This window comes from Bacillus sp. TH30, from assembly GCF_016650875.1.
GTDB classification, from domain to species: domain Bacteria; phylum Bacillota; class Bacilli; order Bacillales; family Bacillaceae_G; genus Bacillus_A; species Bacillus_A mycoides.
On the sequence record NZ_JAEKEY010000002.1, the window covers coordinates 4726160 to 4739481 of the forward strand.

At 36.2% G+C, this 13322-nt stretch carries 10 protein-coding genes; 9 read left to right on the forward strand and 1 reads right to left on the reverse strand.

The genetic code is table 11. The features are described 5' to 3' along the window. Positions 1-13 precede the first annotated feature (13 nt). From JFU20_RS26465 to JFU20_RS26505, 9 genes are all read left to right on the forward strand, one after another. Entirely contained in the window at positions 14-2404 is a 2391-nt protein-coding gene (locus tag JFU20_RS26465; protein ID WP_201039079.1) for a penicillin acylase family protein, read from the forward strand. 137 nt (positions 2405-2541) lie between these two features. Next, positions 2542-3609 (forward strand): glycoside hydrolase family 113, encoded by a 1068-nt coding sequence (locus tag JFU20_RS26470; RefSeq protein WP_394805356.1) that lies wholly within the window; start codon positions 2542-2544, stop codon positions 3607-3609. Positions 3610-3697: 88 nt separating this feature from the next. Further along, entirely contained in the window at positions 3698-3889 is a 192-nt protein-coding gene (locus tag JFU20_RS26475) for a DUF378 domain-containing protein (RefSeq protein ID WP_002084566.1), read from the forward strand. Positions 3890-4098: 209 nt separating this feature from the next. Continuing rightward, positions 4099-5181, forward strand: a complete 1083-nt coding sequence (gene serC / locus JFU20_RS26480) for a 3-phosphoserine/phosphohydroxythreonine transaminase (protein WP_201039080.1) — start codon at positions 4099-4101, stop codon at positions 5179-5181. 12 nt (positions 5182-5193) lie between these two features. Then, complete coding sequence (locus JFU20_RS26485; RefSeq protein WP_002185427.1) at positions 5194-6366, forward strand: 3-phosphoglycerate dehydrogenase family protein; 1173 nt, start codon at positions 5194-5196, stop codon at positions 6364-6366. Between the two features lie 13 nt (positions 6367-6379). Continuing rightward, complete coding sequence (locus JFU20_RS26490) at positions 6380-7627, forward strand: DUF1015 domain-containing protein (protein ID WP_201039081.1); 1248 nt, start codon at positions 6380-6382, stop codon at positions 7625-7627. Positions 7628-7742: 115 nt separating this feature from the next. Beyond that, entirely contained in the window at positions 7743-8120 is a 378-nt protein-coding gene (locus JFU20_RS26495; RefSeq protein WP_201039082.1) for a hotdog family protein, read from the forward strand. Positions 8121-8348: 228 nt separating this feature from the next. After that, positions 8349-10139, forward strand: coding sequence for a DUF4365 domain-containing protein (locus tag JFU20_RS26500; protein WP_201039083.1), 1791 nt, complete (start codon positions 8349-8351; stop codon positions 10137-10139). A 723-nt stretch (positions 10140-10862) separates the two neighbouring features. After that, the gene (locus JFU20_RS26505) at positions 10863-11975 is read left to right on the forward strand and encodes an RNA-guided endonuclease TnpB family protein (RefSeq protein ID WP_201039084.1); all 1113 of its coding nucleotides are present in this window, start codon (positions 10863-10865) and stop codon (positions 11973-11975) included. A 67-nt stretch (positions 11976-12042) separates the two neighbouring features. On the opposite strand, the gene JFU20_RS26510 is transcribed toward JFU20_RS26505, so the two are convergent. Further along, the gene (locus JFU20_RS26510) at positions 12043-13041 is read right to left on the reverse strand and encodes a S66 family peptidase (RefSeq protein WP_374222320.1); all 999 of its coding nucleotides are present in this window, start codon (positions 13039-13041) and stop codon (positions 12043-12045) included. Positions 13042-13322 lie beyond the last annotated feature (281 nt).

Genomic DNA, 13322 nt, shown 5'->3' on the forward strand with positions numbered 1-13322 from the left:
GAGGAGGGATTGTATGGAAGTCGTCATAAAAAAGAAACGAAATAGGGGGAAAAGAATTTTTATTTGGTCTAGTAGTATCGTTCTTTTTTTGTTTATTTGCGCTATGATTTTTTTGAACATATATACGCTTAGTTCTGTGCCAAAGATAGATGGAACGATAAAACTTGAGGATTTACAACATGCTGTTGCGGTGAAACGAGATAGTAAAGGTGTACCACATATTAAAGCGGAAAATGCGCATGATTTATATTTCTCGCAAGGATATGTACAAGCGCAAGATCGTTTGTTTCAAATGGATTTAAGTAGAAGACAAGCTTCTGGTATGTTAAGTGAAGTTGTAGGGGAAGCAGCTGTTGATCGAGATAAATTGTTTCGAACGCTCGGTTTACGGCGAGCGGCAGAAGCATCTGTTAGTCAATATGATGGGGAAGCGAAATATGCCCTGCAGTCATTTGCTGATGGGGTGAATACTTTTATACGTGAAGCGAAGGCCGAAAAGAAATTGCCGGTTGAGTTTACTTTATTAGGCTATGAACCTGCTGAATGGTCAATCGTGGATTCTTTAACGATTGGAAAGTATATGGCGTTTGATTTAGGAGGACATTGGCACGGACAAGCATTTCGATATTGGGCGCTGAAAAATTTACCGAAAGAGCAAGCAAATGAGCTATTTCCTACATATCCGAAAGATGCGCCTAGATTGCTAGCTGAATTGAAAAATACAAATGTGGACGTAGCACAAAGTTTTTCAAAGACAGTTATTCCACCAGAGTTTAACGGTAGTAATAACTGGGTTGTGAGTGGTGAAAAGAGTGTATCTGGTAAACCGATTTTAGCGGATGATCCTCATTTATCTCTTGCGACACCTTCTATTTGGTATCAATCGCAACTTGAAATGAAAGATTTACATGTGAGTGGCGTTATTTTCGCAGGAGTACCAGGCGTTATATTAGGACACAATGACAAAATAGCATGGGGCGTTACGAATACAGGTCCCGATGTGCAAGATTTATATATTGAAAAGAGAAATCCTAATAATGTAAATGAATTTTTGTATAACGATAAATGGGAAAAGGCTACGGTTATTGATGAATCTATTAAAGTAAAAGGCGGGAAAACAATTCCGTATAACGTTACGGTTACGAGGCACGGTCCAGTAATTTCAGAGTTTGCGGATAAGGGGAAAGAGAAAACGAAAACAGTATTCGCTTTGAAATGGACTGCTTTGGAGCCTTCCGCTGAATTAAAGGCAGTATTAAATATGAATAAAGCGAAAGACTGGAATGAGTTTGAAACTGCACTTCAAGATTTTCATACACCAACTCAAAACTTTTTGTTTGCATCAAACGACGGCACAATTGCTTATAAAGCGAACGGAAATATACCAGTGCGTAAAAAAGGCGATGGTAGTTTGCCAGTTCCGGGGTGGACAGACGAATATGAATGGGAAGGATATATCCCGTTTGATCAGCTTCCAAAAGTAATAAATCCAAAACAAGGGTTTATTTCAACTGCAAATAATAAAATTGTTGATGATAATTATCCGTACCATATTAGTAATACGTGGGCGCAACCATATAGGCAAATGCGTATTCAAGAGTTTTTGCAAGAGAAGGATAAGTATACGGTAAAAGATTTAGAAGAGTTACAGATGGATCAAAAAAATTTATATGGGAAAGAGTTTACTCCTATATTGTTAAAAGAGTTAAATAAAGCATCTTTAAATGAAGTAGAGAAAGAAGGCGTAAAACAATTAACAAAGTGGAATTTTTACGATAGTAAAGATGAAGCGGCACCATTAATATTCCATTTGTTAATGAAAGAGATTTCGAATACGCTATTTTCAAAAGAAATACCGAAAGATGTGATGGAGTTATTTGAAGGGAAGTCACAAGTAGTTGATGAATTGATTCGAAAAGAAGTAGCAGGAGAAAATAGCGCTTGGTTTACGAAGTACGGAGGCTTCACAAAAGTTGTGCATACATCGTACGAGAATGTAATGAAGAAATTACAGAAGGAATATGGACCGAATGTTGCGGAGTGGAAGTGGGGCGATTACCATCAACTTGCTTTTACACATCCAATTTCGAGATCATCTAGTATATTAGCATTACTCGCATTTAATCGTGAGAAACCAGTTCCAATAGGCGGAAGTCAAGTTACCGTTCAAGCAGCGAGTTACGGAGATAACGGTATTGTAAATCATGGGGCATCTTGGAGATTTGTTATTGATACGAAAGATATGTCAAACGGTTATCATATCGTAGGGCCGGGACAGTCAGGACATTTTAGAAGCGATTGGTATCATGATCAAATCGATGATTGGGTGAACGGTGAGTATCATACGACTACACTTAATACAGATGGGATAGAAGGGAAAGTGTTAAATTTAGTCCCTAAATAATGTGTAGATATTTTGAGATGGAATGGTTTGTAAAGGAGCGGGAGAACCGCTCTTTTTTTGAATTATTTTTCTTATGGAATATATGTGAAACATTGTATAGAATAAGCAAGAATGCCAAAAAATATAGGGGGAAACTTGTGAAGAAAAATAAGAGTTTAATAAGTATTTTAGGAGTGTGTATCATGTTGTTTTCTTTTTGTTTCCAGGGAAATATACAGGCAGATGTAAATACTGTTCAATCTGGAAAAATAAAATCAGGAAACGTAACGGTATGGGAAGTAGGCAATGTAGCGAAAGTGTTAGCAGATGTAGAGCGCTTGAATTTAAATACGGTGAATGTACCTATTCAAGTAGATATTTCGGATGTGAATTCGGCTAATATGGTAATTAATCAGGCGCAAAAGAAACAAGCTATTATTTTAATTCAAGAATTATTAAAGCGTAATATACAAGTTATATTGGAGCCGTTTCCGTTTATTCAGCAAGGAAATATTGGAGAAACAGAGTGGAACCCTAGTAATATTAACGATTTCTTCTGGAATTGGAAAACGGTTGTTTTACAAGATATTTTTAATTCCATTACAAGTAAGTACAATATTTATGGGCTGAAAATCGCTTCTAATTTCGTGAATATGGAATATGCAGAAGGATATTGGAATGATACGATTAATTTTGTTCGCCAGCAGTATAAAGGAAATGTTTTGTATCAAATGAACTGGTGGTTAACTGCAAGCTTTGATCCTTCTTTTGAGGCGAAATTTGAAGAGAAAATAAATCGCCCGTATTTAAAAAAGGTGGACATTGTAAGTATTGATAGTTGGTTTGAAGTTTCAGGAAAAAGAAATCCATCATACGAAGAAGTAAAACAAAGCTTATTTGCGACGACAGTATACAATCGGGGCCAAAATGTTGTTCAGCAACTTGAGACATTACATAAAACAACTGGAAAGCCAGTTTATTTTGGTGGATTTAATGTGCCAGCACGTGAACTTGGACTACAAAGCCCGTGGAACCCAGATGTTACGAATGTGTTTTCAAAAGATGTACAACTTAACGGGTGGCGTGCTTACCGAGATGTATTAGAAGCGAAGCCATATTTTAAAGGTTTTTCAATTTGGTTTATCGGATCTAATGATAGTAATCATTCATATCAAATACATAGTAAAGAAGCAGAGACAGTTATTAATGGCTGGTATCGAAAATAAATTTTATAAAATAGGTAAGTTTTAGAATCTATTACATATATTTTAGTGAAAGGCCTTTCACCATCTTATCACCTAGGGGGCAATCATAATGAAATTTTTGTCATACCTTACAGTAATTTTGGTGATTCTTGGCGGTTTGAATTGGTTGTTTGTGGCGTTAGATTATAATGTAGTTGAGAAATGGTTTGGTTCTATGCCGGCGCTTGTGGATACTATTTATTGGCTCTTTGGTCTTTCAGCTATTTATCAAATTTTCGATCGGTTCTTTACGAGTAAGTAGCTATTATACTTAATTACTAGAGTGTTAAGTACGATTATGTACTTAACACTTTTTTGTATGTTTATAAAAAGCAGGGTGCACATGCAAGCGATTCCATTGCGTCTTGCACCGTAATAACGGAAAACAAATTGACCGTGTATTGTATATAGGTTATAATTCAGAAAGTTTAAAAAATAATAAAAATGAGAAATAGGGAGGTTATCTGGGTGATGGAGAGAGTGTATAATTTTTCAGCAGGACCATCTATACTCCCTTTGCCAGTTTTAGAGAAAGTGCAAAAGGAGCTTGTAAATTATAACGGGACAGGCATGTCTGTTATGGAAATGAGCCATAGATCTTCTTATTTCCAAAGTATTATTGATGAAGCAAGTAGCTTACTTCGTGAATTAATGAACATTCCTGATGAGTATGAAGTTTTATTTTTACAGGGCGGTGCGTCATTACAATTTTCTATGATACCGTTAAATTTAATGAGTACGTATAAAAAAGCTGGGTACGTACTGACAGGTTCATGGTCTAAAAAGGCGCTGCAAGAAGCCGGAAAAGTAGGAGAAGTACAAGTGATTGCTTCTTCTGAAAAAGAGAAGTTTACTACAATTCCTAAAATGGATGATTTACCAAATGATGAAGAACTAGATTATGTACATATTACAACGAACAATACAATTGAGGGGACAAAATATGTGGATATTCCACATTTAGAAAGAGTGCCGCTCGTTGCGGATATGTCCTCAAATATTTTATCAGAACAATATGATGTTACGAAGTTTGGTCTCATATATGCGGGTGCGCAAAAGAATTTAGGGCCAGCGGGTTTAACCATTGTAATTATAAAAAGAGATTTAATTGGCAGTGCAAATAGTGCTTGTCCTACGATGTTAAACTATGAAACTTACAGTAAAAATAACTCCCTATATAATACACCGCCAACCTTTAGTATTTATGTAGCAAAACTTGTACTAGAGTGGTTGAAAGAACAAGGCGGGGTATCTGCGATTGAAGAACAAAATAGAATGAAGTCTTCACTTCTTTACAATTTTTTAGATGAATCTAAATTGTTTACTTCACCAGTTGACCCTACGTATCGATCACTTATGAATATTCCGTTTACAACACCGTCAGAAGAGCTTAACAATCAGTTTTTACAAAAATCGAAAGAGCGCGGTTTCGTTACGCTAAAGGGACATCGTTCAGTCGGCGGTATGCGCGCTAGTGTTTACAATGCGATGACAACCCAAGGTGTACAAGAATTAGTAGACTATATGAAGGAATTTGAGCTTGAAAATAGATAGGGAGATGGGGATATGTTTCGTGTTCAGACGTTAAATCAAATTGCCGAAAAGGGTTTGCAAATTTTTGATGGGAATCGCTATGAAATTGGAGACAAAGTAGGTCATCCAGATGGTATTTTACTTCGCAGCTATTCTTTACATCAAGAAGAGTTTTCAGAAGATTTAAAGGCGATTGCAAGAGCTGGTGCCGGTGTAAATAATATTCCTGTTGAGCGTTGTACGGAAAAAGGGATTGTAGTATTTAATACGCCAGGGGCTAATGCGAATGCAGTGAAGGAACTTATTATCGCAAGCCTTATTATGTCTTCCCGTAATATTATAAATGGAGTGAGCTGGACGAAAGAGTTGGATGGAGAAGAAGTACCACAGCTTGTTGAAGCAGGGAAAAAGCAATTCGTTGGATCAGAAATTGCAGGGAAACGTTTAGGTGTTATCGGTCTTGGCGCAATCGGTGCTTTAGTTGCGAACGATGCGTTATCTTTAGGGATGGACGTTGTTGGCTACGACCCGTATATATCAGTTGAAACAGCATGGCGTCTTTCTACGCAAGTACAAAGAGCGTTTAGCCTAGATGAAATCTTTGCAACGTGTGATTATATTACACTTCATATTCCTCTTACGAACCAAACGAAGGGGATTATTGGTGAACACGCTATAGAGACGATGAAAAAAGGAATGCGTCTATTCAATTTCTCTAGAGGAGAACTTGTAGATGAAACAGCTCTTCAAAAAGCGTTAGAAGAAGATATTATTACACATTACGTAACAGATTTCCCGAATGAAAATGTGATAAAGATGAAAAATGTAACAGCAACGCCTCATCTTGGTGCATCTACGTCTGAATCTGAAGAAAATTGTGCAGTAATGGCTGCACGTCAATTACGTGAATATTTAGAGACAGGTAATATTCGTAATTCAGTAAACTATCCAAACGTAGAACTTCCGTACATTGGAAAAAAACGAATTACAATTATGCATCAAAACGTTCCGAACATGGTAGGACAAATTACAGGATGCTTAGCAGAACATCATATTAATATTGCGGATATGATTAATCGTAGTAAACATTCTTGGGCGTACACAATGATTGATATTGATAATGGAATTGATGATATAATGAAAGAGAATATTGTGGAAAATATAAGCAAAATCACAGGTGTTGTAGCTGTTCGAATGATTGTGTAAAGGAGAGAGAAACTTGGCAAAAATCCGACCGTTTCGTGCTATTCGTCCAGTAGAAGGTAAAGCAGCACAAGTAGCAGCTTTACCGTATGACGTATTAAATAGTGAAGAGGCAAGAGAAGTTGTAAAAGGGAATCCATATTCTTTCTTACACGTTGATAAAGCAGAAATTGATTTAGACCCGGCACTTTCACCGTACGATGATCGCGTATATGAAAAAGCGGGTGAAAATTTAAAGCAATTTATACAAGAAGAAGTGTTCGTTCAAGATGAGGAGCCAGCGCTTTACATTTATGAACTGACGATGCAAGGAAGAACGCAGTCAGGCCTTGTCGTTTGTACATCGATTGACGAGTATGAAGATGATACAATTAAAAAACATGAAAGAACGCGTCATGAAAAAGAACTTGATCGTATTCGCCACGTAGATGTGTGTGACGCAAATACGGGGCCAATTTTTTTAACGTATCGTACAAAAGAAGAAGTGAAACGTTTCATTGCAAACTGGAAAGAAGAACATGCGCCAATCTTTACATTTACAGCAGAAGATGGCGTTAGGCATGTTGCGTGGAAGATTGCAGGTGAAGAAGTAATTGCCACTTTAGTAAATGCATTTGAAGATATTCATAACTTGTACATTGCAGATGGACATCACCGCTCTGCATCAGCTGCAAAAGTAGGGCTAATGCGAAGAGAGCAATATCCGAATTACACAGGAGAAGAGGAATTCAATTTCTTCCTATCTGTTTTATTCCCTCATGATGAATTATCAATTTGGGACTATAACCGTGTTGTGAAAGATTTAAATGGCTTATCAGTAGAGCAATTTTTAAAGCAAGTTGCGCAATATTTTTATGTGGAAGAAGCAGGGGTTTCACCGTATAAACCAAATGAGCCAAAATCATTTGGAATGTATGTAAACGAGAAGTGGTATAAGCTCACTGTGAAAGAGGAAACATTTGATGCGAATGATCTTGTTAGGCGTTTAGATGTATCTATTTTACAAGATCATTTAGTAAGTCAGGTGCTTGAAATACATGATCCACGCTCAGATTCACGCATTGATTTCGTCGGCGGAATCCGCGGATTAGAAGAACTAGAACGTCTTGTGAATAGCGGTGAATACAAAGCAGCATTCGCATTATATCCGACATCAATGGAAGATTTATTAACAATCGCAGACGCTGGAGAAGTAATGCCACCAAAATCAACGTGGTTTGAGCCGAAACTTCGTAGTGGGTTGTTTGTACATTCGTTAAAGTAAATATAGACTTCTGCAGTTTGGAAAAACCGAAATGATTTTTAATTTCGGTTTTTCTTTTGTAACAAATGGAACGTCAGTTTAATTAATTGTGGACTGTTTTTGAGGAGGGGTATGGATGAAACTGCAAGTAGGCGAAAAAATCACCTTTGAGCGAACTTTTACAAAAGAAGATGTTGTTTTATTTACAGAAGTATCTAAAGATGAAGGTGTTCATCATGTTACACCAGATGAGCAGGGGAGGTTTGTTGTACAAGGGCTGTTAACATCAACGCTGCCTACAAAAATTGGCGGTGACTATAACGTACTAGCTCGCAAGATGGATTTTGAATTTTTACGTCCTGTTTTTAGCGGAGATACAATTCGTTGTGACGTAACTATTGAACAATTTGAACCCGATGAAAAACATCGCACAAAAATTATTGCGATGTTTATATGTAGGAATCAACTGGAAAAGGAAGTGTTGAAGGGAAGTTTTTCGGGGATTATCCGTTGATTCATTATTGAATGGGGTAGGGAAAGAGGTTATCAAGATCGCTTAACAAGCGTTAGGGGGGAATAATTAAATGTAGTCTATCCAGGTGGACTTTGAGAATGGAAGATTCATAGAAGCGGATATTTTCTTTTGAAGGTAAGTGTTTGAAATTCTATGTATACTAAAATAGAATATAGAGAATGCACTTGTTATAATTATCTTAATTATAGAATCAATAGAGGTGTTAGGATGGGGAAATTGTCTAAAGCGTTGTTAGAAAGATTAGCAGTAAGTGCTGTTACTGACCATGCGAATAAATCTGAAACTACCCTTAGAGCGAACATACCTGTAGGGGATAAAGGAATTTCATTTGATGGTGAGATTGAGGTGTTTAGGGATGATACGGAATCGGTACAATCACTAATTGGCAGGGTACCTGTACAGGTAAAAGGTACACAAGTGCAGGAGTTTACAGAAAGAAATCGGACATTCCCAATGGGAATGGACCATTTTGAAAATTATTACAATAGCCAGGGAGTTATCGTTTTTGTTGTAGAAATTAAAAAGAATCGGGAATCCAAGGTGTTTTATAAACAACTACTACCTGCAGAGATTCATGGGATCTTAAAGGAATATGGGATGAAAAAGGGACAAGGACAAAGAAGAATAGAATTGAGACCTCTATCTGAAACAGATTTAGGAAGTGTATGTATTAAATTTATGAAGGAAACCAAGAAGCAACCATTAATGTTAATTGAAAATAATCCTTATGAACGTGAGGATTTTACTAGCTATGAGATGACGAGTCTAACATTTGATCCATCGGTCGGAAATATATTTGAGCATGATTTTACACTTTATGGCGTGAAAGAGAAGCTCACAGTTCCTTTGGATCACATTCGAATAGATGCTTTAAAGACTGAAATAGTAGAAACAATAATTATAGATGGAAAATTATATGAGTTAATAATAGAAGCAACAAATATGGAAGAAGAAGTAGTGTTATTAATTGAAAATTCTATCGAATTAACCTATAAAATGGATTCAACTAAGTTCAATTTTAAGCTGAAAAAGTTGCACTCCTTAGCTGCGCAGCTAAAAGTATTGCCTTTAGTACTTGATTTATTAGAAGGAAGTAACGTGAAATTTCTTCATTTGGGATTGACTTTTGATTTATCAGCTACAAAAAAGGAACAAGAGATGCGTCAAAATTACTTGAATTTACAAAGTACGGTTTTACAACTCAAGGAAGTTTTTAAAAGATTAGAAGTTGACGAGAACGTTGAGTTTGGAGATGAATCAGAAGAAATTAATAAGTTTATTGGTCAAATTAAGAATTTTAATAAGATGATGTTAGAAGATGATTGCAGTAATTTTAATGTGGATTTACCAGAAGAAGCGAAGTATATAGGTTTTAACATTGGGAAAATGAAGTTTATTTTATTTTATAGCCAGGATGCGAAACCGCGATTTTCGAATGCATTTTCTCAAACCGTTTTAAAACAACAAGTTCGTGTAATCTATGATGACGTTGTAACTCCGTATACGCCATTTACTTTACTAAACAGTACAACATTGGCATATGGCTGTAATGTGAATATAGGTATAATCAAAGAATCATTTAACCAAATTGATCCGTTTGCGAATGCGGAAGTTGCGAATATAACTAATAATTTTTGTTTAACATGTATTAACGCATTTGACCTTTCAAAGAATGTAGAATTCTTAGATTTAGCTGAGTATATATACGGAAAATATTCAGGGGATACATTAACTCCAGATATACGATTTATTAATCAAACACAAATTAAGAAACGGAGAGAAGGGGGATTATCAGAAGCAGATATAAAAAGGTTATTTGTGATAAAACAAAAGCATGCAGATGATATAGATATGAATTTCTGCACGAGTGTACTATTAGAAAGCAAAATAGAAGCGAAATTACTTTTTGGGAGATTGAAAAAGGAGGATCAAGAGCGTTATAAGATATATCCTATTTACAAGCTTTATAATGATATGAGTTCAGTGGTCTCTGTGTAAAATAAGTGTGTAATAGAGGAATTGATATTAAACTGCTGTTATCAAATGCTAGATGCGAAATCTATTCTATGGTTTGGTATCTTTGTTTGTTATTCAAAATTTGTACGAGTCAATGTTTAGATTCATATTTAAGTGCGAATTGCATGTGGTTCTAGAACAAAGTTGAATTAATATCTTGTATTAAAATAAAGAAAGTCTCCTGCTTAATTTGAATATTCTACGATATAATGGTGAGAATTTATCCGTCATTAACGGGCAGTAAAAACCAGACCTCAAAATTTAACGAATGAGAGGAAGTTAGATGGGAGTCGGGCTAACGGAAAAAGCCTGATTGGTGGAATAAAGAAGTGGGAGATGGCCCCACTTCTTTATTCCACGCCACTCTCTAAAATAGAGAAAGACCCATTTTCACAATTCATTTCTGCCATCGCGCCGTAAGGTAAAATAAACTTCGGTATGGCCAAAATTTAACATATTATCCGAAAGAAGTCTCCTTCCTCAGGCGTGTGAAAGACGATAGTCTAGCGGCAGGTGGGAGATGAATTTCGGTTTGGCGTAGCCAAACATTTGGTTTTCCTATTTATTTCGCCTCTGATATAATCAGTCTTATAAGAGGGGAATTTTGGTATAACAATGAAAGTAGATAATAATCTTGTAGTGTTCAGGTTGTGTAATCACCGTCATAGCTTATGGAAAATGAAGCGAAAAATGAGGTGAATGGATATGCCAAAGCAGAATAAGGCGTATAAATTTCGTCTGTATCCAACAGAAGAACAAGCACATCTCATACGAAAAACATTCGGGTGTGTACGTTTTGTGTATAACAAAATGCTGGCTGAACGAATAGAAGTATATGAAAAATATAAAGAGAACAAGGAAGAACTAAAGAAAGAAAAATTCCCTACTCCTGCAAAATACAAAGTGGAGTATGAATGGTTGAAAGAAGTTGATTCATTGGCATTGGCCAACGCGCAATTAAACTTGCAAACTGCGTATAAGAAATTTTTTAGTGGTCAAAGTGATTTTCCTACATTCAAAAGTAAAAAGAGTAGAAAATCCTATACAACGAATCGAGTAAACGGAAATATTATGTTATTTCATGGTTATATCAAATTACCAAAGTTGAAAATGGTGAAACTGAAGCAACATAGAGAAATCCCACCAAAACATATCATCAAATCATGTACGATTTCGATGACACCTACTGGTAAATACTATGTGTCCATCTTGACTGAATATGAAAAAGAGATTGTACAAAAAGAAGTACAAGCTGTAGTTGGATTAGACTTCGCAATGGCTGAATTGTATGTGAGTAGCGAAGATGAGAAAGCCAATTATCCTCGCTTTTATCGTCAGATGTTAGAGAAATTAGCGAAGGCACAACGAGTATTAGCAAGACGTGTGAAAGGTTCAGAGCGCTGGAAGAAACAACGCATTCATGTAGCGAAATTGCATGAAAAGGTCACCAATCAACGTAAAAATTTTCTTCATCATAAGTCTAAAGAATTAGCTACGAGTTTTGACGTTGTAGCAATCGAAGACTTACATATGAAAGGAATGTCACGAGCATTTAGATTTGGTAAGAGTGTAGCGGATAATGGTTGGGGGATGTTCACGACATTTTTAGCATATAAGCTACAAGAACAAGGAAAACAGCTTGTAAAAATAGATAAATGGTTTCCTTCTACAAAGATGTGTAGTAATTGTGGAAATAAAAAAGAAATGCCATTATGTGAACGCAAGTATGCGTGTTCGTGTGGACTCACAATCGGTCGTGACTATAACGCAGCGATCAATATCAAAAAAGAAGCCATCCGCTTATTAGTGTTGACATAAATAGTAACAAAATAACCTTTGGAACAAGGGAGTTAGCTCGGCTGTCCTAGGACAAATTCGTTAGCTATCAAAAGTAGCGATGAACCGAGAAGCCCCCACTCGGGATAAGCTCGTAAGAGGTACTAAGTGGTGGGTAGTTCACATTATAAAGAATCGGCAAATCTTCTAAATTATGTTCCTTCATAACTTGCAGTATTTCGTGTTTATATTCTTCATAATACTTTTCGTCTTTTGGTTTACCAAAAATAATGCCTTTTGCTTTTTGTAGAATGCCTTGCGCTGCATAATTTCGTAACCAATACTTTATATAACTTGGTTCTGGATGATCTTCAGAAGTTTCAAAGAAAAGGATACGATTCTCCCAATGTTTTTTCTCAGGCCAAAGTGCCGTTCCTTTTGCAAATTCCAGTACTTCTATACAACCACCAATTAAACGACCTTGTACAGTAGTAGATCCTTGAAGTAGCTCATATCCATTGTTTTGTTGCATCGTACGCCTTTTATCCTTATTTATCTCTATCCATTCTAAACGCTCACTCGTCCATTCATGAGCTGGTTGAATCTCGCCAATAGCCTCATTTGAAAAGAGTGTTCGATTTACCATTTCAATTGTATATGGATCCATCTCTACATTTTCGGCAAAATCGGTTAAAATTGCTGGACCGTAAAAAGAGGAAATTCCTGCTTTATGGCAAAACAAATGTGAAACGGTAACGTCAGAGTATCCCATAAAAATTTTCGGGTTTTCACGGATCACATTAAAATCTATATAAGGAAGTAAGCGAATGCTATCTTCACCGCCAATATTCGCAATAATGGCTTTCACGCGCGTATCTTTAAAAGCTGTCATTAAATCTTCCGCACGAGCCTGTGGGGTGTTATAAATGAATTCGCTACCTTTTAAACTATTTGGCATTGGGACAACCGTAAGACCGAAACCTTCTTCTAATCTTTTTACTCCTTGTTCATATCGCCATCTTATCTCAGAATCACCTGCTCCTCCCCACGAAGGACTTACTGTTGCCACAATATCTCCTGCCTGTAATCTCTTTGGTTTTATTAACATTTTAACTCCGCTCCTACATAATTTAATGGACTACGATTATACAAACTGTAGCATTGAAAAAATATGATGCATCACATTAATTTCTTCATCATCAATCAGTTTACCTGCTGTGATTCAAGAATTTAGCATTAGTGTTGAATATAGGAATAATCGATTTATATTTAAAAATCACAGTATGCAACATTGCATGAGAAAGATGGTTGCTATTCCATACAACCTGTAACTGTAATGATTACAGGTTGGTCGTATCCAATCAAAAAATAAGATCATCATGAATGGAG

What these genes read in the sequence shown, in the direction of transcription:
- JFU20_RS26465 (WP_201039079.1), top strand. Translation starts at nt 14, where the DNA reads ATGGAAGTCGTCATAAAAAAGAAACGAAATAGGGGGAAAAGAATTTTT.
- JFU20_RS26505 (WP_201039084.1), top strand. Translation starts at nt 10,863, where the DNA reads ATGCCAAAGCAGAATAAGGCGTATAAATTTCGTCTGTATCCAACAGAA.
- JFU20_RS26500 (WP_201039083.1), top strand. Translation starts at nt 8,349, where the DNA reads ATGGGGAAATTGTCTAAAGCGTTGTTAGAAAGATTAGCAGTAAGTGCT.
- JFU20_RS26485 (WP_002185427.1), top strand. Translation starts at nt 5,194, where the DNA reads ATGTTTCGTGTTCAGACGTTAAATCAAATTGCCGAAAAGGGTTTGCAA.
- serC (WP_201039080.1), top strand. Translation starts at nt 4,099, where the DNA reads ATGGAGAGAGTGTATAATTTTTCAGCAGGACCATCTATACTCCCTTTG.
- JFU20_RS26475 (WP_002084566.1), top strand. Translation starts at nt 3,698, where the DNA reads ATGAAATTTTTGTCATACCTTACAGTAATTTTGGTGATTCTTGGCGGT.
- JFU20_RS26510 (WP_374222320.1), bottom strand. Translation starts at nt 13,041, where the DNA reads ATGTTAATAAAACCAAAGAGATTACAGGCAGGAGATATTGTGGCAACA.
- JFU20_RS26495 (WP_201039082.1), top strand. Translation starts at nt 7,743, where the DNA reads ATGAAACTGCAAGTAGGCGAAAAAATCACCTTTGAGCGAACTTTTACA.